We start from the raw sequence: 19,929 nt of genomic DNA on the forward strand, positions 1-19,929 counted from the left end.
GACGGTTGAAAACTGAGCCACTATCGGCGGTGAAAACTGAGCCACTTGTTGTGTGTTCTCTTGTGCCGCGTTCTCGGCGCGGACTGAAGGTAAAGATTCGATCCCGGTGTTGTGCAGTCGGTAGCTGGTGCCTTTGAGGGTGAGGACGTCGGCGTGGTGGACGATGCGGTCGATCATGGCTGCAGCGACGATCTGATCGCCGAACACGTCGCCCCAGCGGGCGAATGCCAGGTTTGACGTCAAAATCAGGGATGCGTGTTCGTAACGGGATGAGACGAGTTGGAAGAACGGGTTCGCGGCGTCTTGTTCAAACGGGATGTAGCCGACTTCGTCAACGATGACGAGCCCATAACGACGCAGTTTCACGAGCTCGTGCGGGAGCCGGCCGAGGTGGTGCGCGGTTTGGAGCCGGGCGACCCATTCGACTGCGGTCGCGAACAGCACCCGGTGGCCGGCGTGGGCGGCTTTGAGGCCGAGACCGATCGCGAGGTGCGTATTTCCGGTGCCGGGAGGGCCGAGCAACACGACGTTTTGCGCTTCGGCGAGGAAGGATCCGGTCGCGAGGTGGGCGATGGTGTCGCGGCGCAACGCGGGCTGATGGTCGAAATTGAAGTCTTCCAAAGATTTCCGGGCCGGGAACCCGGCAGCTCGGATACGGATCTCGGCCCCGGACGCTTCCCGCGCGGATACTTCCCGGGAGAGCACCGCGGCAAGGTATTCCTCGTGAGTCCAGGCGGCCTGCCGGGCTTGCTCGGCCAGCCGGGTGGCGGCGTCGCGAATGCGCGGTGCTTTGAGCGCTCGAGCGAGATACTCGATCTCACTGCTGGTCGTGTCGCCCATTACACGGCCTCCTCGTCCAGACCTTGGACGTCGAAGTTGACGCCGAACGCGGTGTCGTAGTCGGCCAGATCCCGCAGCAAGTCCGCATCCGCCGGCGCCGCCGGATGTTGAAAAGCGCGGCGCAACCGACCGGCTTGAACCACATGGGTGGGATCGGTGATGGTCTGCGCGGTCGACCACACCCGGTCATGACAGGCCACCACGCGCTCGTCCAACCGCACCGTCACCTGAGACAAAGTAGCGGTGACGTCGACCAATCGGCCGATCGCGGTCGGGTCCACCGAGTAATCATTGCTGGCGACACGCACGTAGTAGTCCCGCGGCAGCCGCACCCGTTCGGTGAAGCCGACCAGCGGGGCCAGCGGGGCCAGCGGGGCCAGCGGGGCCAGCGGCGGCATCGGCAACATCATGACCCGGTCCTGGCCGATGAACTCGATCGGTTTGCCGCCCAACCGGCGGACAGTCCGGGCGTTGGCCGTGGGGAGCCAGTCGGCTAGCTGCCGGTTGAAATCGTCAGGGCTGGTGAAGCTGCGCCCGGGCAGGAACGACGTCTCCAAGTACTGGTTGGCGCGTTCGACGATTCCCTTGGATTCCGGATCGAACGGTTTGAGCTGCACGATCTTCGTCGCCAACATTCCGGTGAATGCGCCGACGCCGGCGGCGAAATGGTTGCCACGGCCGATGCCTGCCTCGTTGTCCCAGATCAGCCGCCGCGGCACTGCCAGCATCTGGGTCGAGATCAGCTGCCACATCCCGGCCAGCATATCCGGCGTCGTTCGCGAGTGCAGCATCACCGCCGTGATGAAGCGGGAGAATCCAGACATCATCACCAGCACTGGCGGCGACCCCGTCTGGCCAGGTCCCAACGGGATCTTCACCGGCGGAAACCACAAATCGCACTGGGTTTGATCCCCGGCCGCATAGTTCAACCGGTCGGCCGGATCCGCCGGCGCATACTCCGGCCGCAACCGCGCAACGGTCTCACGAAACCAAGTAATCGACCCGGTCCACGCCAACCGCTCAGCCAACACCGTCGCCGGCATCCGCGCATTCTGCGACAACAACTCCCGAATCCGCGGTTCCAGAGACCGCATCCCCGACGACCGATCGACGCCCTCATATTTGGGCGGTTTCTCTGACTTGATCGCCTTCGCGATCGTGTTCCGCGCGATGCCCAACCGCTTCGCGATCTCCCGCTGCGACACGCCCTCATTCACATGAAGGCGACGAACCAAAGCCCACTCTTCCACCGTAATCACCCATCAATCGCGCTAAGGCGGCTCAGTTTTCACCGTCGATTCTGGCTCAATTTCCAACCGTCGCTGACAGATTCCGTTTCCAGAGGCGTATTCCTTCGCCCGGCGGTGCACTTCGGCCATCACGTTCTAGGCGGTCCAAACGGAGCGCTTGTCGGACACGGTGGCGATGATCTGCGCCGCTGTAGCGTCCAGATCAACTTCCGTGGCCCGGGTCCGTTCGGTATCGCCGCGCGCCGACGTGATGGCGGAAAGTTCATACTCGCTGTAGAGCGTCTGGGCTTCTGCCCGCCACAGCACAGCCTGTTCGGCCAGCGTCCTGGCCGTTGCCTTGTCGGGGCCGGTGTCTGGGGCCGCGGGCTGGGCGAGTTTGATCAGCGCGGCCCTGTCAGGGCTGTGGCCGTGTTGTTCCTCGCAGGCCTGGCACAGTCCTGCGAGGCTTTGGCGGATACTTTAACCGTCCCATCGTGCACTCTCCGGGATGTTCTGGCGCTCTCCGCGACCGACCCCGGAGTCCACTCGCCATAGGCCGATCCCTACCGCCCACGAGGAATACGTGGGAGGTGGATGTCAACAATGGCTCACCCATCAAACGCGCTCTCGTGGTCCAGGTGATGAGCGCTCCGGACCCCTTATCCTCGAGGCCGGTCACTTCGCAATCGAGCTCTACCTCGGCGGACACCGGAATCGAAAGGCACGATCAGAGGATGCTCGGCTTGCCAGACACACTCAGCACCTGACCTGTGACGTACCCGGCTCGCTCGCCCGCGAAGAAAGACACCGCGTTCGCGACATCATCGGGGAGGCCGACTCGTTTAATTGCATTGCTCACGATGCGATCGGCGGCCATGTCCGCATAATCCATCCCGAGCCGCTCTGCAGTACCGCGCGTCAGCTCGCTGTCGATGTGGCCGGGCTGAACCACATTAACGGTGATGCCGAATCGTCCGAGTTCGAGGGAGAGCGTGCGGGCGAGCCCCTGCAAGCCGGCCTTCGCGGCCGAATAGTTCGACTGCCCGCGCCATCCGCCGGTAGACGTTGACCCGATGAACACGATTCGACCAAAGCCGTTCGGAACCATCTGTGCCTGGGCGGCGCGGCTGGTCAAGAACGCACCCGTAAGATGGGTTTCAAGCACGGTGTGCCAGTCCTCGTCGGTCATGCGGTGGATCAGCGCATCGCGCGTGACACCCGCATTGCTGACGAGGATATCGAGAGACCCGAAAGCGTCGGTCGTCGCGGCGACGGCAGCATCCACTTGCTCCCGATCGGTCACGTCGCACGTTACTGCGATCGCCCGGCCGCCCGCAGCACGAATGGACTCTGCCACCGCCTCGCTCTCGGGTTTACGTCTGGCCGCGACGGCGACCGCCACCCCATCGGAACCAAGCCGGCGGGCGATCGCGGCGCCGAGTCCCTGGGATGCTCCCGTTACCAAGGCGGTGCGCACGGCCATCAGGCTGGCTGTTGCAGTAACGCCGCCGACTCGTTGACTCGAAGTGTGTAGTTCTCGAAGTCAGGACGCTGCGTGAACTCCCAGTACTCGAGGTTGAGAAACGGCATCACGAAGATGACGCGACCTTTCGAGTTGCGGTAGTAAGTTCCGAAGCCAGGGTGAGTCCACACGGTCTTCGCGTGCAGATCATCGACCACCTCGTTGTAGCGAGCGGTCACGTCTTCCCTCGCGTCGATCGCCGTGATGCCTTGTTCGAGCATCCCGGTGATCAGGTCGCGCAAATATCGCATCTGAACTTCCATGAAGTACATGAAGCTCCCGCTGCCGGGGAACGAGTGCGGACCGCCGAGCATGAAGAAGTTAGGGAAGTTCGGGATGGAGACGCCGAGGTAGGCCTTGGGGTCGTCCCCTTCCCACACCTCGCGGAGGTGGACACCCTCCACACCACGAACTTCGAGCGAGTCAAGAAAGTAGGCGGCGTGGAACCCCGTGGCCCAGATAATGACGTCGACGTCGATATGCTCGCCGGCACTATCGACGAGTCCGCTTGCGTCCACCGACGTGACCCCCTCGGTAAGCAGAGTGACGTTGTCCCGCTTGAGGGTCGAGTACCAACCGTTGTCGAGAAGGATCCGTTTGCCGAACGGGGGGAAGTCGGGCAGCGCTTTCTCGTATAGGTCCGGACGGCCAGCCAACTGCTCTTGAAGGTAACGCGTGAACAACTTTCGGTGGCCATCGTTGACGGCGTTGACTGATCGCTCTGGGTGTTCCCATCCGGGATCGATCCGCAGTGCGTTGATCACCTTGTCGCCGAACTGCCAGAACAGGCGCACCCAACTCCACGCGTGGTAGAGGCGCACGTGCTGCAGCAGGGTACGCTCCTCCCCGGCGATGTCCTCACGGAACAGATCGAAGGGCGCTACCCACTGCGGGGAACGTTGGAAGATCGTAATGTGCTCCGCAAGGGGGGCGATCTCGGGGGCGATCTGCTGCGAGCTGGCACCGACGCCCACGATTGCGACTCTCTTGCCGCGAACGTCGAAGCCCTCTGGCCAGTTCGACGAGTGGAACTGCGTTCCGGTGAAGGTGTCCATTCCCCTGATGTCTGGAAGGCGCGGTTTATTCAGCGAGCCGACGGCACTGATGACAATGTTCGCGATGTACTCGGCGACGAACCCATCCGGCCCGCGAACTTCGACGGTCCAGAGGCTTGTCTCGTCGCTGTACGTGGCGCTCAGCACCTCGGACTCGAATTGCACCTGATCTGCGGCGTGCAGCTGATCGAGCACATCGGTGAAGTACGAGTGAAGCTCGTCACGCAGCTCGAAGTGTTTCTTCCAATCACGATCGATGAAGGAAAAGGAATAGAGGTGACTCGGGGTGTCGACACCGGCGCCGGGGTACGTGTTCTGGTACCACACGCCGCCAGCTTCCTTCGCTCGCTCGAACACCGTGAAGTCGATGCCCATCTCTTGGAGGTAATGGATTGCCACGAGACCCGCAACCCCTAGGCCGATCACGACAACCTTGTACCCGTCGGGCGCATCAATCGGCTGTGTCTCTTTCAGGTCCGCTCCGGTAGCCGAGCGACGACGAAGTTCGCCCGCGAGAAGGGGACCGTAACGGTCGTCGACCTTTTCGCCGAGGAAGAGGCTCACGAGTTCTACCGTGCGCTCGGGCGACAGCTCGGCCACTGCGGGCTCATTCCCCGCCTGCAAGTAGAGGATTGCGTCGACTGCGGCGTCGCGGATTTCGGCCTGCACTTCGTCGGGCAGGCCCCCGGACTCGTGATTATTGAGCCCCCTGCCTCGGGTAGGGCGGTAGCGCTTGCCCAACCACTTCTCGTCGCCAGTAATCTGAAATACGACCATGAGCAGGGCAGGCACCGCCGCTGTCTGGATCGCATCTCGCAGTTCTGCCTCGCTGAGGGGAGCATCCCCGTTGTCACGCAGTTGTGTAATCATGCTTAGAGGGCCTCACTCGTGGACGGGCGCTTCGAACTGGTCGACTCTGCCCTGGGTTCACTAACATCGTGGCATCATCCAGCGAGGTTGTCAACGCGTTAGTTGACTGAAAGTGTGCAACCTGACGACTCAAGCGTCCTCATCGCGAATGACGTCGTGGGAATGACCCAATGGGCACGGAAGCCAGTCGAATTAATAACCCTGCCTATACTTTGCTAAGATCGACCGCTTCGATATCGATGCACTAGACGGGAACAACTTTCATGACGCAACCACTGGCGGCCAGCCGCATCTCTCAACGTCGCCAGGCGGCCCTCGCCGACGGCGGGGCCGACTACAGCGCTAAACGCGCCGACCTCATTCGTGTCGCTGCGATCGTCTTCCGGGAGAAGGGCTATGCCACGGCGACGCTCAACGACATTGCCGCTCTTTTCGGCACGGACCGCGCGTCACTGTATTACTACGTCGCCAGCAAGGAAGAACTCTTCCAGGAATGCATCCAGAACATCCTGAATGCCAATGTCGCAACCGCTGTCCTCATCGCGGACCTGCCTGTTTCACCCCGCGAGAAGTTGACCAAGCTGATCGAAGTGATGATCTCCTCGCAGGTCGAGCACTTTCCATACATGTATGTCTACATTCAGGAGGACATGCGACAGGTCGTCTCACAGGACGCCGAATGGGCCACCCGCATGGTGGAACAGACACACCGCCTGGAGAGGTTCTTCATCGACGCCATTCTCGAAGGCGTCGCCGACGGCTCGTTCCGTGCGGGGCTCTCGGCAACCCTTACCGCAAACGGGCTGTTCGGCATGTTGCTTTGGACACACCGTTGGTTCGTGCCCGGGCGCAAGTACAGCGCGCAGGACCTCACTTCTACCTTCACGACGCTCTTCTTCGACGGCCTGGCAAAGTAGCACCTACGAGCGCGAGCTCGACCGAGACGCGAATTCCCTGATGCGCGACTTCGTATCCGGGCGGGCTGAAAGCGCAGCGATCAAGTCGGCCTCAGCCTTCAGATGTGCTGCATAACCGTCAATGGACTCTCGCGCGAGAAGACGCTTTGTCGGGCCCAGCGACTGGGTTGCTCCTCCGGTAAGCCGGGCTGCGAGTTCCGCTACGCGCGTAGCGAGCGAATCCTCCGCGACCAGTTCGTTGGCCAGGCCCCACTGGAAGGCGTCCGTGGCACCAACCACCTGGCCAGCGAGGAGCACAGACGAAGCGCGCATCGGACCGATCACCTTCGGGAGGAGGTACGACACCCCGCAATCCGGGGTGAGCCCGACCACGCCATAAGCGCCAATGAATGAAGCATTCTCCGTCGCGATGACAAGATCAGCGTTGAGTACGATACCAAGACCTGCTCCCGCCGCTGGCCCCTGAACGGCAGCGATCACGATCACGCCAGAGGTTGCAAGTGCGAGGAGCGCCTCGTGCATCGTGCTGGCGAGTCGGCCGGTGAATTCGGCAGGATCGTCCGCCTCCGACATTCCGATTACGTCGCCGCCGCCGCAGAAGAACCGGCCGTTGCCGGCCAGGACGATGACGCGACAGCCGGGGTCGGACACGGCCGACGCGACGGCGTCACGGAACGCGTCGGCCAGCTCAGGGCTCAGTGCGTTCGCCTCCTTTGGGCGGTTGAACGTCAGGCTGGTGACGCCCGCGGCGCTGGTGACCTCGAGAACTCGAACTGACATCAGCGCGGTCCAAGTCGAACGGCGCCATCGAGGCGGATCGTTTCGCCGTTCAGCATCGGGTTCTCCACGATATGCGAAACAAGCGCGGCATATTCGGCGGGCTGGCCAAGCCGGGAAGGATGCGGCGTCTGTGCACCGAGCGACTCGATCGATTCAGGCGGCAGTGAGTCAAACATCGGCGTGTGAAATAGACCGGGCGCGATTGTCATCACACGAATCTTGTACTGCGCAAGGTCCCGGGCTATGGGCAGGGTCATGCCAGCGATACCCGCTTTTGAAGCGGAATAGGCCGCTTGTCCGATCTGTCCGTCGAACGCGGCGACGGATGCCGTATTGACAATCACCCCACGCTCCTCAGCCTCGGTCGGGCTTTCCATCATCCGTGCAGCGGCGAGCCTCAGTACGTTGAATGTTCCAACCAGGTTAATCTCAACCACTCGCCGAAAGACGTCGAGCGGAAACGGCCCTCGCTTGCCGACAACACGTGAGGCGCTGGAAATTCCCGCACAGTTGACGACAATATCGAGTCCGCCGAACTGATCGGTCCCAGCGACAGCCAACTGGACATCAGATTCACTCGTCACATCGGTAGGGACGAATGCGACCATTTTGCCGAGCTCTGCGGCGATCTCGGCGCCGGGCGAGGTTGCCAAGTCTGCGATAACCACCGACGCTCCCCGCGCAACAAGGAGTCGGGAGGTGGCGAGCCCGAGCCCGGAGGCACCTCCGGTAATCAGGGCGACTTTGCCGGTGATGTCCATATGAACTCCATTTCGAGGAAAATTTACTTGGATAACAAAGTAAGTACTAGGTAATGCTAGCAATCTGGCTTGGTGTCGGGAAGACCCAGTGAATCGGAATTGCCTGCGACACGGCCATCAAACCACGCGAACGTTGATAAGTCGTCGGGGTGAGCCGTGCGCTGCGGAGTATCAAAGTTCCGTGTTTCGGGACCGGCAGGAGCATCGGTAAGCCCGCGCTCAGCCATGGCCCATTGACACTTCGACTACACGACCGAGCCGCCGCACCTCGGAATCCTATTCGAGTTCAACACGATCGTTGACATGACGTCGGCGACTCGCTAGCTTTGCCTCATGGGCAATGACGACCTCACGGGATATTCGAAGGTCTCACTCGCGGGCAAGGCGATACTCATTACCGGTGCCGGGCAAGGTATCGGCCGGGCCACAGCGATGCTCTGCGCACGACGCGGAGCCCGAGTGCACGTGACCGATCGTGACATCGACCTCGCCGACACCGTGCAAGAGGAGATCGTCGCGCTGGGCGGGATCGCAACGGCGAGTCGCGTCGACATCACCCGCGAAGACGATGTCCGTAGGACGGTCGGTGAAATCATCGACGCACACGGTGCGCTTAATGGTGCGTTCAACAACGCCGGCATCATCTCATCGGCACAACCAATTGCGGGGCTGTCCCTCGAGTCATGGCAGCGGGTCATCGACGTAAACCTCACCGGAACTTTCCTGTGCCTCAAGCACGAGATCGCGCATATGGGCAATCATGGCGGCGGATCGATCGTGAACTCGGCCTCGCGCTCGAGTGTCGTCGCCTCGCCAGGACTTCCAGCTTACGTGGCCAGCAAACACGGGGTCCTCGGTCTCACCCGCTCCGCCTCGGCCGACTACAGCCAGCACGGCATTCGGGTAAATGCGATTCTGCCCGGGGTAATCGTGACACCAATGACCGACTTGGCGCTCCAGGATCCGCAGCTCGCCGCAGCGCGCAGAAACGCGCACCCCATTGGCCGGTTCGGGCAACCCGAAGAGGTCGGCGAGCTTGCCGCCTGGTTGCTCTCAGATGCAGCATCATTCTCCACCGGATCTGCCTTCTTCATCGATGGCGGCGCCAACGGCGTCTGACTCCCGACGGGCATTCGAGCCTACGAGGTACTGACAACTGAACCATGTCGGCTCGCAGACTGGTGGTCGGAAGACCGCTAGTTGGAGTGGGCCGTCCGCCGACCAGGGCAGTCACGGGGCAAGGTGATGTTTAGGTGGGCGCCACGCACGTTCGGCAACTGGCAAAGCGTCGACCGCCGCCTGCTTGCCGGCCAGAAGCTGCCGAACATCGAAGGTGAATGTCACTCCAAGACGCCCGTGCTGTCCACTTAGGGACAAGGCGCTGGGGCGACGCCGCAGCCATCATGGGTCTCGCCGGTCGGACTACACCGAGAGTTCACTTGACATCCGTCACATGGCTCAGGTCCATGAAGGCGAGCACGTCGCCAAAGTCAGACCACCTGGCCATTTTGGGATTGTCCAGGCAATCGTAAACTTCGCATCCGTTTCTGCTCGTCTAAGTCGTCGACTTGTCCATCATTTACCCACCTGAATCAACCGTGACCAACCGAACATGGACGCGTACAATCGGACCAAGTGAACCGCCCGGTTCCCTGCAAAATCAAGGGAATCCGCGAGTTCCCGAGACATTCGGTCACGTCCAGAATCGCCCTGATTCTGGCAAGGGGTCGCAGGTTCGAATCCTGTCAGCCCGACCAAAAGTCCCGGAAACTCAAGGGTTTCCGGGACTTTTTAGGTTAGAGATTTAATTACGTCATCACTACGTCATCACTTTCAGCGTTTTAGAGCCGGTTATTCGATCCTGTCGTGCGAGTCGCCGTCGTCGGTTTCGGTACCTCCCGATTGTCCGGGATCGTCGTGCGCACCTTCTGGGCATGAGTATCCACGACGACAAGCTAAGCTCCCCTCCCACCGACGGCTCGGGGCTCGAGCCTCTGATGGACGTTGCCGAGCTGGCGGCCTACCTTTGAAGGACGCCGAGATCACGGTCGAGTTGATTCGATCGAGGATCGCTTCGTCACGCGCAGGAGAGCGAGCCCCCACGTTGTTTCCGGATGCGTGATCCTACGGAAGGACACCGGGCTGCTTGATTCTGAAGTCCTTGTGGAACCGATTGAACTGTTTAACGCCCAGATTAAGTTGCCACGCCTCTTGCACGTCGAAGACCCGGCTGTTTCGTCGCTGACGAAACGGTGCAGCCTGGCGCTCCTCCTGAGTATGAGCGAGCTGCAGAAATTCACCATCCGACGAATGACCTCGACCCAGTGCGTCATGGCCAGCTTGCTGCTGACCGCGTTCCCCGTCGCGGGAGCAATCATCCGGCGAACAATATGGCTAGATGAGTCGATCGAACCGGCCGCAGTCCCAAGTGGCGTCGGGGTGTGTTGTCGGATAGCGTCGCATTTATTTCGCGGTTCGCGGGCTTGTCCATCTGTGGAGGTGCGCACGCGCAAGCACTTCCATGGCTACGGTTGTAACGAGCACAGTGATTGAGAGCGCGTGATGACGTACAGCGTAATTCGAGTTCGCGCGACGCCTGGTGCCTCGCGCTCAGGGCACATGGGTGACGTGGTCGTGGTTGCTGGTATCGCGGTGGCCGCGTGGATCTCTTTCGGCCGCCACCTCTTCGGGATCGGTGGCGACCTCACCATCATCTACGCGGCGACGCTGGGTGTGATTTTTGCCGCCTTGCTGGTGTTCACGGGGCTCGCGGTACGACGCACGGCACGTCGAGGGTTCGAAACTCGCGCGATAACATACACGTTTTTCCTTGCATCAGGCGTTAGCGGACTCTTGTTGGGACTCACGCTTCCAGATTCAACACCTCGCGGTTTGCAGACAATCATCAGCGGACCCACACAGCCTGCGTTGGATATCGCTATTGGTATCGCGAACCCCCTGGGCGTTATCGGAATCGCGACCGCGATCATTGCGCTCGTGCTTTCGATTCGCGATTCGCGCGGGCGAATCACGCTTGTTGAGTCTTGGGGCGACGAGGATGACGCCGCCCTTGTCGACCCCGCGTAGCGGCAATTCCGCCGGCATCGAAGCCACCCTTCACCAACTCACGTCGCGCTCCGCCCGCGCTTGACGTGAGGCCACCGGGCCGGAGTCGGTTACGCGGCCGTGATTGCCAGCGCCACCGACTCGTCGGTCGTCCGGCTCAGGCGCCGGACCGCATGGAAGGCCCGGTGCTTCAGGCCGTACTCTCGCCAGCAGCGCCGCGTCCAGGGCGGCGAGAGTGTCGGCGTCGCTGTGCACCAGCGCCCGGGCGGTGACAGTCTCGGCTCCCACCCGGCACGTGCCCCGCGCACAGCAAGGGGTCAGCTCGATGCGCGCAGTGTGCCGGAGCCGCTTAGCGCATCCGCATCCGCATCCGCATCCGCATCCGCATCCGCATCCGCATCCGCCGCAACATTCTTCTGCACGGCGAACTGGGTCCGGTGCAATTCCTCGTACCGCCCACCCACAGCCAGCAGTTCCTCGTGCGTACCGCGCTCCACGATCGAGCCGTCCTCAACCACGAGGATCAGGTCCGCGCTGCGGATGGTGGAGAGGCGGTGTGCGATCACCATCGCTGTCCGTCCCTTGAGCGCCTCGCTGAGCGCCGCCTGCACGGCGGCCTCAGACGTCGAGTCCAGCGCCGCCGTCGCCTCGTCGAGGATGACGACGCGCGGCTGGGCGAGCAGGAGCCTCGCGATAGTCATCCGCTGGCGCTCACCCCCGGACAATCGGTAGCCACGCTCGCCCACCATGGTGTTCAGCTGGTCGGGCAGGGAGCGGATGAGCGGCTCGAGCCGCGCACGGCGGACGGCGTCCCACACCTCATCGTCGGACGCTTCCGGCCTTGCGAGGCGCAGATTGGAGAGGATGGTCTCGTGGAACAGGTGGCCGTCTTGTGTCACCATGCCCAGGGTGTGCCGCATGGAGGCGAACGTGACATCGCGGACATCCGTCCCCGCGAGGCGCACGGCGCCGCTGTCGACGTCGTACAGGCGCGAGAGGAGCTGCGCAATCGTGGATTTGCCGGCTCCGGACGAACCAACGAGGGCAACGGTCTGCCCCGGCTCGATCCTGAAGGACACGCCGTGCAGCACCTCCTCGCCGCCGCGGGTGTCCAATGTGGAAACCTCCTCGAGAGAGGCGAGAGATACCTTGTCCGCGGACGGGTAGGCGAAGCGCACGTTGTCGAACTCGACGGCCACCGGGCCTTCGGGAACGGCGACGGCGTCGGGCTTCTCCTTGATGAGCGGGTCAAGGTCGAGCACCTCGAAGACGCGCTCGAAGCTGACCACCGCGCTCATGATCTCCACCCGTGCGTTTGCGAGGCCGGTGAGCGGCGCGTAGAGGCGGGTGAGGAGAAGCGCCAGGGTGACCACGTCGCCGGTATTGAGCTGGCCGGCTAGTGCGAGGGCGCCGCCGAGCCCGTACACGAGCGCGAGGGCGAGAGCGGAGACGAGCATCAGGGCGGTGTAGAAGACGAACTGCAGCATTGCGGCGCGCACACCGATGTCGCGGACACGGGCGGCGCGGACGCGGAACTCCTCGGCCTCCTCGTCGGGCCGGCCGAACAGCTTGACGAGGGTGGCGCCGGGCGCTGAGAAGCGCTCAGTCATCTGCGTGCTCATGGCGGAATTGTGGTCGGCGGCCTCGCGGCGGAGCGCGGCGAGGCGGCTTCCCATGCGGCGGGCGGGTACCAGGAAGATGGGGAGCATGATCACGGCGAGAACCGTCACGAGCCAGGACGTGCTGAGCATGACGATCAGGGTGAGGATCAGCGCCACGACGTTCGTGACCACGCCGGACAGCGTGCCGCTGAAGGCCTGTTGAGCGCCGATCACATCGTTGTTGAGGCGGCTCACGAGGGCGCCCGTTCGCGTGCGGGTGAAGAACGCGATCGGCATCTTCTGCACGTGGTTGAAGACGGCAGTGCGGAGGTCCAGGATCACGCCTTCACCGATCCGCGCCGAGTACCAGCGCGTCACGAGTGACACGGCGGCGTCGGCCACTGCGACGAGCGCGATGACGACGGCGAGCCACACAATCGTGGTGACCGCGCCCTGGGCGACGATGACGTCGATCACCTGGCCGGCGAGTACCGGCGTCGCGACCGCGAGGAAAGCTCCCACGGTGGAGAGGGTGATGAAGATCAGCAGCTTGGACCGGTAGGGCACCGCGAACGTCATGATCCGTTGCACGGACTCACGGGAGAAGCCGTGTTTGCTGTCCCTGGCGGTAGAGATCTTGTGCAGCGAGCTCCAGGCCGCGCCTTCCATGCTCATGGTGGTTCCTTTCGCTCGTACTAGGCCAAGTTTAGTTGGCGAGTTGCCCGAGCTCGGTGTTCTCCCCAGTGGCGGCGAACCGGGGCTTCTTTCATGAAACGGCTCGGCCGGCAACGAGCGCGTGGGCGGGGTTTGCAACTCGGCTGCCGAGGCGATGCGCGGTGCGCCGGTCAGCGTCATGGACCGCGTCAGGGACCGCGGTCATTCCACGACTGTGCGCCCGCCAAAAGCGGTTCACAAGGTCATCATTTACCCATCACATTCATCACTAAATGACCCAAAACGATGACGTAAAATTGGAAGCAGCGAACCGCCCGGTTCCCTGTAAACACAGGGGAATCCGGGGGTTTTCGGAGACATTCGGTCGTGCTCAGATCCTCCAAGGGTCGCGCGTTCGAATCCTGTCAGCCCGACCAAAGGGCCGTTCGCGAAACTGTTCACGAAACGGCCCGGTCGGAACAAAAAGAAATCGCTCCTAGGATTCTCAGGAGCGATTTCTGGTTTAAGAGGAGCTACGCGAGGTTCACCGTTGACCTACTTCTTGTGACTAGTGGGTTCCAACCTCGGAGATCAGAAACAGGGTGCTCGGTGTCCTCTCGTCCGTCCATCGACGATCATGACGACATTTCATCGAATTTTTCTCGAGTCGTGAATGTGCTGGCTTGGATGAATTAGACGGTGCCCTCAGAACCGGCGCGCATATGCTCGCGCTCAATGCGCCGGCCAGGAGGCCAGTTCTGCGCATTACAGAAGCAGATTTCAAGAAGATAGATGCCAAGAAGGTTTAGTCATTCATGCCGCGGGGAGCACGGGTCCGCATCGCCATACCAGGGATGCCGACAGCGATAGCAACGATCGCGGTCGCAACTGCGGCAGAGGGAAGTACGAAAATTAGTGCCATGATGCTCATGGGTGTGACGAGGAGCGAGAAGGCACGGAACGTGCCGATCGAGGCGATGGAGCGACCACGCTCTTCCCGGCCGACCGCCTCTGCCGCGAGAGCCGGGCCAAGAGTCTGCAGGATTCCTGAGCCCACCCCCGAGATGAAGAGGAATGCGCCCGCCAATACCAAGTTGGGCAGGAGAAGGGCCATGGCAGCGATGCCTCCTAGGGCCAACACAGTACCCAAGACGCTCGCAAGTCTTACGCCTGCCCGCCGGGCTCCCCGCGCCAAGATAGAACCAGCCAATGCTGCAAGATTTGCCAACGTCGTCATCGCACCCCCGACTGGTACGGAGTGACCTGCTTCTGACAATAGGAGTGGCAAGTATGAGTTCATAATGCCTCGCCATGACCCAGCCGCCACGCTCATCCATGCCGCAGACAGCACGCCGGAACGCCGCCAGACCGCAACTGAGACAACGCCGGGCTCCGAAGGCGGTCTCGTAAACGGCTCGTACCGCACTAGGAATGCGCATGCTGGGATAGCAGCGGCTGCAATGCTTGCTGCGATGAAGAGAGTGATGGTCAGGGACGATGCACCGATGAATCCGGCGAGTATGGGGCCGACCAGCAATCCGATGCCGTTCGTCACATTCATGAGCGCGAGGGCAGAAACGGCCGGCCGCGCCGAACGCACTACGCGCGTCTGTGCGCCGGTGAAGAAGTAAGCGCGAGCGGCACCTTGGAGGAGTTGCGAGACGACGAACGCCCATAAATCTTCACTCAAGGCAAGGATCGCACAGGAGGCGGCCAAAAGGATGAGCGCAAGCAGGATGAATGTCCGCGTTGAAAAGCGATCCATCAGCCCCCATGCCAGCCCGCGCAATAATCTGCGTGATGGCACTGTAGGACTGGATGCCCGCAGGCGAAAGTGCCAATCGCACATTTCAGAGCGGATGCTCCCCCGCGCCTGTTCGCGCGCATCCGCGCCGCTGGACCAGTCAGGCGATCTGGTAGGTTTCCTCGCCGATCTCGACTTCCACTTTGAGCCGGCCGCCGACCGCTTCAACGTACTTTCTGAGCGTGTCGACTTGGGTTCGTTCGATGTCACCATTCTCGATGCGTGAGATCCGGTTTTGCGTGACGTGCAGCAACGCAGCAAGTTCGACCTGGGTGAGGTCGTTCGCTTCGCGGAGCTCACGGAGGCGATAGGCGCGCACCTCGTCGAGCATCCGTTTTTTGTGCGCATCGACAGCGGCACGATCTACCGGGCGCCGGGCGAGCATGTCGTCAAGGCTGGTCATAGTCTCGGTCTCTTCTCGTTGAGTAGAACGTCGTGGTTAAATATTGAGCTTGAGGCGCGTGCAGTTCAGTTGTCGTTCGTCAACCGGTTGAGGTGTTCATCGAATCGGTCATCGGCAATCGAGATGTTCGTTCTGTACCAACGTTTCCAGTTTCCGGCCTTGTCACCTGCCACGAGGAAGATTGCCTTCCGTCGCTGGTCGAATGCAAACAGTGCCCGCAACTCGGAACTTCCGGCCGAACCCGGCCGAAGCTCCTTCATATTCTTATGGCGAGAATCAGTCACGGTGTCAACGATCGGTCGGCCGAGCTGCGGTCCCCTTTCGGCGAGCAGCTCGATCGCTGCCATCACTTGTCCATACGAATCATCGTCGAGCTCGCTTAGCCAGTCCTCGATGAGCGTCAGGTCAACGGCCCACATTCCATTTCAAAATTATAACTCTCAGGGTGTATTACATCTACGGTTTGCGGAAGATTCCGTGGTTCATGCGCATCCATTGCGGAGAGCGTATTCGGCACGGTCGCGGTCTCGAACGTCCGTGGTGCAATCTGTGGACAGTCCTCAGCGAGTGAGCCCTGCAAATACCCTCGACCCGCTTAAAGCCTCGACGTGATGGTCTTGACCCAGGCGCTGCGCCGCCCGCGAGCGCTTCTTCGATTTGTTGCTGGGTCGGAGATCCGGCCAGGCCGTTCGGTGTGAGATAGATCCGGCAGGCGAGGTCGTTGGTGCGACCATCCGTCGGGAAGAGATCGACAGCGTCGACGAGGATCGTCGGGGAACCGGCGAAGGGCAAACTTGCGGCCGTCTCGGCGGAATCGATCAGGGTGGATTTGATCGGTGAGTTCGAGGGAATTGTGTTCTTGATCGCTCGCTGCAGGCGAAGAAGTGTCTGTGCCGAGTTCGGGCAGTCTGCAATGTGGAGCAGCTCGATTGTCGCCATGAGTTTCTTTCTCTGCAGGTCGAGGTCCGTATCGCGCGACGTACTCGAAGCCTCTTGACTCGATTCTGTCGCTGTCACCCCGGACCGCGCAGTGCCCCGCGCACCTCCAATACGAAGCGGACTTAGGGTCGTGAGTTGAGGGGCATTTTCGTGCCGGAAGGTTCAATCGCTTGGGTCGGGAGAAGTCGTGGGATTCCCCGGACGAAGACGACCATGATCATCAGCTCAACGAGGGTCTGGGTGACGACGACTAGTGGGGCGAGGTCGAACGCGGCAGGCAAGGCCAGGACGAGCGGCAGGACAACGAGGGAGTTTCGGGTGACGCCGCTGAACACGATCGCCCGGCGTCCCGGCACGTCGAGCCGTGCGATCCGGCCTGCCACAGCCCCGATCGGCACCATAACGGCAGCGAACAGCACGAAGACGGGGATGGCGAGAAGCAGCGTGGCGAGCTTTTGCCCGACGCCGGTGATCTGCGAGGCCACCACGACGGCGAGGGTGAGCATCATTAGCGGCACCATCGCCCCCAGCATGACGTCCTGCACGATCCGCCCGGCACGGGTCTGGGCTGCGGCGAGCTGCGTGAGCCCGGCCACCGCGAGGGGCAGGGCGATCAGGAGCAGAAACGCGTCAACGAAGGGTGCAAGGTCAACGGCCTGCACGAATTCAGCCCCGACGAACAGCGACAGGTAGAGCGGGAGCAGCAGCATTTGGGCGAGCATGAGCAGCGGGGCGGCAGCAAGTAGACGTTCCCTGGCGCCGCCGGCGATGCCGGTGAACACGATGACGTAGTCCACGCACGGAGTCAGCAGCACGAACAGCACTCCGACGAGCAAAACCCGGTCGTGGGCGACGATCCGAGACAGCAGGAACACGACGACCGGGACGGCCACGAAATTGACCACGAGGATCGTGGACAGAAACCGCCAATCGCGAAATGCCTGCCCGATCTTCGCGAACGGAACCCCCAGGAACGTCGCGTAGAGGAGCAGCCCAAGGACGGGGTTGATCGCGAGCTCAACCGGGGACGCGACCCCAGGAATCAGAAGGCCGATCCCGGCGCCGGCCGCGAGCGCGGCAAGGTACAGCGGCACCTGATGCCGCTCCATCCACTCCACGCCCGCTCGCACGCTCCCATCCTGTCAGGCTTGGTCGGGATCGCAAGCGCACCCTGTATTCAGGTTGAGGAGTCCTGGCCATGGATGAAGAACGAGACGCGCGAACGACACTCGCAGCACTGTCCGAGCCTGGCGACACGATCACGGGAACCTTGGTCTCCCGGCTCGGCGCCGCAGCCACCGTGCAGCTGATCACCTCGGGCGATCGGCTTCCCAACGGCATCGACCCAGCCGAGGGCGAGTTGTGGCCACGACGACTGGCCCCGCGCATCAATCCCGGCCAGATCGACCGAATCCTCGCCGACATGGAACGGCACGACCTGCGTTTACTCACACCCGAGGACATCGACTGGCCGGGCGAACTGCAGCAGCTCGGCACAAGCGCGCCGATCGTACTCTGGCTCAAGGGCGACCCCGGCCAACCATCCACGCCGCTCCCCGGCCGCGTAACCATCGTCGGTGCCCGTGCCGCGACGGCCTATGGCAGCCAGGTCGCGACCGAGCTCACCTCCAAACTCGCCTCCCAAGGCCACACCATCCTCTCCGGCGGCGCCTACGGCATGACCGGCCACCGATCCGGCTCGCTCAACGTCGCCGGACAGGCCCACGCGCTAGGCCGTCCGGTCGGCGCCGTCCCCGGCCCGGTGACGAGCCCGGCGAGTGCCGGCTGCCATCGACTGTTCCAGGAGGGCATCGCGAGCCTCGTCATCGACGCACAGCACGTGACCGACCTGCTGGACTCCACCGCTGGCTTCTCCGGAGATCGAACGTTCGCGTACTCCGCCACGAGACGGTTTAGTCGCACCGGTCCTGACTTGAAATTCTAAGCGGATGTCCACCCGACGACCGCAGGCCTCGATCGGCGACGAGCTGTCCAACCTCGGAATCGGACTTCTGGTGTGTGCGGCAGTGTTGACCCTGCTGCTGCGCGCTGCAGGCGCTGTCGCGGCCTGGGCGACCGGGATTGCGCGACCGGTCGGCGGTCCGGAGTCTAGGCTCGCCGTGCTTCTCGATCCAGGTAACCCCGCGGCGGTGCTGCAAGCACCGGGTTTGAACCGTTTTGCATTTTGGGTGACGGCAATCCTGCTGGTGGGTCTGGCATCCGCTGCTGCATTCTGGTTGTGGCGGATATTCAGGGGCGCGGTTGTCACGACCACGGTCGATTCGCACCGCATCGCCGGTATCGCAACGCGGACCGAGGTGGCTCGGGCTGTATCGAAAACTGCAATCTTGAAGCGCGCGGCGCACCTCCGCCCGTCCCTCATAAAGGCCGGCCCGACCGACATTGGGTATCAAATTGGTCGATCCGGCAACACCGCGGTCTGGGCGAGCGTCGAGGACTCGATCCTGGCCATCGGACCGTCGCGTTCCGGCAAAGGCGCGCACGGCAGCGGATGGACCCGGTCGCGGTCTTGGATCCGCAGCAGCTGACGGCCGGCGTGCCGGCGGGACTGCGGTGGTCGCCGATTCGCGGTTGCGAAGACCAGCTCACGGCGATGATCCGCGCAGCCGGACTCGCCGCCGGAACCGGACTGGCCGCGGGCGGCGTCGACGGCGGCGGGTTCTGGGAGGCCACGACCCGCACGGCCCTGCAGTCGCTGCTGCACGCGGCCGCACTCGACCACTGCGCGCCGGCTGACCTCTTTCGCTGGGTCCCTGGACCCGGCCGCCGCCCACGACGCAGTATCCATCCTGATAAGCACACCTGCTGCAGCCACTGGCTGGGGCGAGTCTCTGCGGGCTACGCTCGAGGCCGGCCCACGAACGCGCGACTCCATCTGGCAGGAGGTTTCGCGCTCGTTGGGCGCCCTAGCACGAGCGTCGGCCCATCCGCCGGCCCCGCTCCCCTGAAGAAGATTTCGACTCCATCGACGGAAATGGTATGGTTCCGAACCCCGTGACAGCACAGACCGTTCGCACGTTCGCGTTGGTATCCATCGGCGGCCGCGCATGGCTAGATTTTCGTCAGGGCTTCGCCCTTGTGCATCGCCACGTGGTCGGTCGTGTCGCTTGCGATCTCATACTGCGGATCATCACGACTGCAGCGGCGAGTGTGGCCTTTGTATTCCACGTCTTTCGTATGAATCTTCGTGATGGTGCCGTGCACATGGCCGGCCTCGGAGTTCCAGCGCACGTGATCGCCGATTGAGAATTTATTTATCATGGGTGTACCTTCCGCTGTCACAACGTTGCCGAATCTCTTCACCATATTGGCTGTACTACGTCGCCCCGATCTGGATTTGTGAACCGTCCCTGATTTCCTGCCGCTTTCTTTCTAGTGAAAGGATTCGGTTATGCCCAAGAAATACCCAGATGAGGTTCGTGAGCGAGCGGTTCGTATGACGCTTGATCGTGTGAAGGATTACCCGT

19 protein-coding genes and 1 pseudogene are annotated in these 19,929 nt (G+C 62.4%); 6 read left to right on the plus strand and 14 right to left on the minus strand.

What is annotated here, in order from left to right:
* Positions 1-72: 72 nt before the first annotated feature.
* The 5 genes and pseudogenes from istB to CJ028_RS05185 form a co-directional block, all read right to left on the minus strand.
* Positions 73-840: pseudogene (gene istB / locus CJ028_RS22055) on the minus strand (IS21-like element helper ATPase IstB); the annotation flags it as partial.
* The gene (gene istA / locus CJ028_RS05175; RefSeq protein ID WP_439099027.1) at positions 840-2,099 is read right to left on the minus strand and encodes an IS21 family transposase; all 1,260 of its coding nucleotides are present in this window, start codon (positions 2,097-2,099) and stop codon (positions 840-842) included. The pseudogene istB and the gene istA, both read right to left, overlap by 1 nt.
* A 126-nt stretch (positions 2,100-2,225) precedes the next feature.
* On the minus strand, positions 2,226-2,396 hold the full coding sequence (locus CJ028_RS21155) for a hypothetical protein (RefSeq protein ID WP_205683940.1): 171 nt from the start codon (positions 2,394-2,396) through the stop codon (positions 2,226-2,228).
* A 400-nt stretch (positions 2,397-2,796) separates the two neighbouring features.
* A complete protein-coding gene (locus CJ028_RS05180) occupies positions 2,797-3,552 on the minus strand; it encodes an SDR family oxidoreductase (protein ID WP_105034184.1) in 756 nt (251 codons plus the stop codon).
* Positions 3,552-5,516, minus strand: a complete 1,965-nt coding sequence (locus CJ028_RS05185) for a flavin-containing monooxygenase (RefSeq protein WP_105034185.1) — start codon at positions 5,514-5,516, stop codon at positions 3,552-3,554. Before CJ028_RS05185 ends, CJ028_RS05180 begins: the two co-directional genes overlap by 1 nt.
* 263 nt (positions 5,517-5,779) lie before the next feature.
* Between CJ028_RS05185 and CJ028_RS05190 the strand changes: the two genes are divergently transcribed.
* Positions 5,780-6,433: a TetR/AcrR family transcriptional regulator gene (locus CJ028_RS05190; protein WP_105034186.1), complete on the plus strand. Its 654-nt coding sequence runs from the start codon at positions 5,780-5,782 to the stop codon at positions 6,431-6,433.
* 3 nt (positions 6,434-6,436) lie between these two features.
* On the opposite strand, the gene CJ028_RS05195 is transcribed toward CJ028_RS05190, so the two are convergent.
* Together CJ028_RS05195 and CJ028_RS05200 are read right to left on the minus strand one after the other, a co-directional pair.
* Complete coding sequence (locus tag CJ028_RS05195; RefSeq protein WP_105034187.1) at positions 6,437-7,213, minus strand: enoyl-CoA hydratase/isomerase family protein; 777 nt, start codon at positions 7,211-7,213, stop codon at positions 6,437-6,439.
* Positions 7,213-7,974: a 3-hydroxyacyl-CoA dehydrogenase gene (locus tag CJ028_RS05200; protein ID WP_105034188.1), complete on the minus strand. Its 762-nt coding sequence runs from the start codon at positions 7,972-7,974 to the stop codon at positions 7,213-7,215. The genes CJ028_RS05195 and CJ028_RS05200 overlap by 1 nt, the downstream gene beginning before the upstream one ends.
* 333 nt (positions 7,975-8,307) lie before the next feature.
* On the opposite strand from CJ028_RS05200, the gene CJ028_RS05205 reads away from it, so the two are divergent.
* Both CJ028_RS05205 and CJ028_RS05215 read left to right on the plus strand, forming a co-directional pair.
* The gene (locus CJ028_RS05205; protein ID WP_105034189.1) at positions 8,308-9,093 is read left to right on the plus strand and encodes an SDR family NAD(P)-dependent oxidoreductase; all 786 of its coding nucleotides are present in this window, start codon (positions 8,308-8,310) and stop codon (positions 9,091-9,093) included.
* A 1,500-nt stretch (positions 9,094-10,593) separates the two neighbouring features.
* On the plus strand, positions 10,594-11,061 hold the full coding sequence (locus CJ028_RS05215; RefSeq protein WP_240607095.1) for a hypothetical protein: 468 nt from the start codon (positions 10,594-10,596) through the stop codon (positions 11,059-11,061).
* Between the two features lie 296 nt (positions 11,062-11,357).
* Here the strand turns inward: CJ028_RS05215 and CJ028_RS05220 are convergent, their stop codons facing one another.
* The 6 genes from CJ028_RS05220 to CJ028_RS05245 all read right to left on the minus strand — a co-directional run bounded on the left by CJ028_RS05220 (position 11,358) and on the right by CJ028_RS05245 (position 17,571).
* Positions 11,358-13,316, minus strand: a complete 1,959-nt coding sequence (locus CJ028_RS05220) for an ABC transporter ATP-binding protein (RefSeq protein WP_240607096.1) — start codon at positions 13,314-13,316, stop codon at positions 11,358-11,360.
* 784 nt (positions 13,317-14,100) lie between these two features.
* The gene (locus CJ028_RS05225) at positions 14,101-15,312 is read right to left on the minus strand and encodes an MFS transporter (RefSeq protein WP_105034192.1); all 1,212 of its coding nucleotides are present in this window, start codon (positions 15,310-15,312) and stop codon (positions 14,101-14,103) included.
* The gene (locus tag CJ028_RS05230; RefSeq protein ID WP_105034193.1) at positions 15,200-15,502 is read right to left on the minus strand and encodes a helix-turn-helix domain-containing protein; all 303 of its coding nucleotides are present in this window, start codon (positions 15,500-15,502) and stop codon (positions 15,200-15,202) included. Before CJ028_RS05230 ends, CJ028_RS05225 begins: the two co-directional genes overlap by 113 nt.
* 65 nt (positions 15,503-15,567) lie before the next feature.
* A complete protein-coding gene (locus CJ028_RS05235; RefSeq protein ID WP_105034194.1) occupies positions 15,568-15,921 on the minus strand; it encodes a type II toxin-antitoxin system RelE/ParE family toxin in 354 nt (117 codons plus the stop codon).
* Between the two features lie 37 nt (positions 15,922-15,958).
* Entirely contained in the window at positions 15,959-16,441 is a 483-nt protein-coding gene (locus CJ028_RS21160) for a hypothetical protein (protein ID WP_205683942.1), read from the minus strand.
* Between the two features lie 122 nt (positions 16,442-16,563).
* Entirely contained in the window at positions 16,564-17,571 is a 1,008-nt protein-coding gene (locus CJ028_RS05245) for a bile acid:sodium symporter (RefSeq protein ID WP_105034195.1), read from the minus strand.
* Between the two features lie 68 nt (positions 17,572-17,639).
* Here CJ028_RS05245 and CJ028_RS05250 point away from each other — a divergent pair, with 68 nt between their 5' ends.
* Genes CJ028_RS05250 through CJ028_RS05260 form a run of 3 tightly spaced genes read left to right on the plus strand, consistent with a single transcriptional unit; the run spans position 17,640 to position 19,460 of the window.
* The gene (locus CJ028_RS05250; protein WP_105034196.1) at positions 17,640-18,386 is read left to right on the plus strand and encodes a DNA-processing protein DprA; all 747 of its coding nucleotides are present in this window, start codon (positions 17,640-17,642) and stop codon (positions 18,384-18,386) included.
* A gap of 4 nt (positions 18,387-18,390) precedes the next feature.
* Positions 18,391-18,990, plus strand: coding sequence for a hypothetical protein (locus CJ028_RS05255; RefSeq protein WP_105034197.1), 600 nt, complete (start codon positions 18,391-18,393; stop codon positions 18,988-18,990).
* A complete protein-coding gene (locus tag CJ028_RS05260; RefSeq protein WP_105034198.1) occupies positions 18,954-19,460 on the plus strand; it encodes a hypothetical protein in 507 nt (168 codons plus the stop codon). The genes CJ028_RS05255 and CJ028_RS05260 overlap by 37 nt, the downstream gene beginning before the upstream one ends.
* A gap of 53 nt (positions 19,461-19,513) precedes the next feature.
* Here CJ028_RS05260 and CJ028_RS05265 read toward each other — a convergent pair whose 3' ends face one another.
* Positions 19,514-19,723: a hypervirulence associated TUDOR domain-containing protein gene (locus CJ028_RS05265; protein WP_105034199.1), complete on the minus strand. Its 210-nt coding sequence runs from the start codon at positions 19,721-19,723 to the stop codon at positions 19,514-19,516.
* Positions 19,724-19,929: the final 206 nt, after the last annotated feature.

It is taken from the genome of Cryobacterium aureum, assembly GCF_002954245.1.
In the GTDB taxonomy this organism is placed as follows: Bacteria; Actinomycetota; Actinomycetes; order Actinomycetales; family Microbacteriaceae; genus Cryobacterium; species Cryobacterium aureum.

Excerpts from the sequence above, each read along its gene's own strand:
- CJ028_RS05190 (WP_105034186.1), top strand. The coding sequence starts at position 5,780 with ATGACGCAACCACTGGCGGCCAGCCGCATCTCTCAACGTCGCCAGGCG.
- CJ028_RS05250 (WP_105034196.1), top strand. The coding sequence starts at position 17,640 with ATGGATGAAGAACGAGACGCGCGAACGACACTCGCAGCACTGTCCGAG.
- CJ028_RS05180 (WP_105034184.1), bottom strand. The coding sequence starts at position 3,552 with ATGGCCGTGCGCACCGCCTTGGTAACGGGAGCATCCCAGGGACTCGGC.
- CJ028_RS05255 (WP_105034197.1), top strand. The coding sequence starts at position 18,391 with ATGTCCACCCGACGACCGCAGGCCTCGATCGGCGACGAGCTGTCCAAC.
- CJ028_RS05265 (WP_105034199.1), bottom strand. The coding sequence starts at position 19,723 with ATGATAAATAAATTCTCAATCGGCGATCACGTGCGCTGGAACTCCGAG.
- CJ028_RS05225 (WP_105034192.1), bottom strand. The coding sequence starts at position 15,312 with ATGGTGACATCGAACGAACCCAAGTCGACACGCTCAGAAAGTACGTTG.
- CJ028_RS05215 (WP_240607095.1), top strand. The coding sequence starts at position 10,594 with ATGGGTGACGTGGTCGTGGTTGCTGGTATCGCGGTGGCCGCGTGGATC.
- CJ028_RS05205 (WP_105034189.1), top strand. The coding sequence starts at position 8,308 with ATGGGCAATGACGACCTCACGGGATATTCGAAGGTCTCACTCGCGGGC.
- CJ028_RS05260 (WP_105034198.1), top strand. The coding sequence starts at position 18,954 with ATGGACCCGGTCGCGGTCTTGGATCCGCAGCAGCTGACGGCCGGCGTG.
- CJ028_RS05195 (WP_105034187.1), bottom strand. The coding sequence starts at position 7,213 with ATGTCAGTTCGAGTTCTCGAGGTCACCAGCGCCGCGGGCGTCACCAGC.
- CJ028_RS05185 (WP_105034185.1), bottom strand. The coding sequence starts at position 5,516 with ATGATTACACAACTGCGTGACAACGGGGATGCTCCCCTCAGCGAGGCA.
- CJ028_RS21160 (WP_205683942.1), bottom strand. The coding sequence starts at position 16,441 with ATGGCGACAATCGAGCTGCTCCACATTGCAGACTGCCCGAACTCGGCA.
- CJ028_RS05220 (WP_240607096.1), bottom strand. The coding sequence starts at position 13,316 with ATGAGCATGGAAGGCGCGGCCTGGAGCTCGCTGCACAAGATCTCTACC.
- CJ028_RS05235 (WP_105034194.1), bottom strand. The coding sequence starts at position 15,921 with ATGTGGGCCGTTGACCTGACGCTCATCGAGGACTGGCTAAGCGAGCTC.
- CJ028_RS05200 (WP_105034188.1), bottom strand. The coding sequence starts at position 7,974 with ATGGACATCACCGGCAAAGTCGCCCTGATTACCGGAGGTGCCTCCGGG.
- CJ028_RS05230 (WP_105034193.1), bottom strand. The coding sequence starts at position 15,502 with ATGACCAGCCTTGACGACATGCTCGCCCGGCGCCCGGTAGATCGTGCC.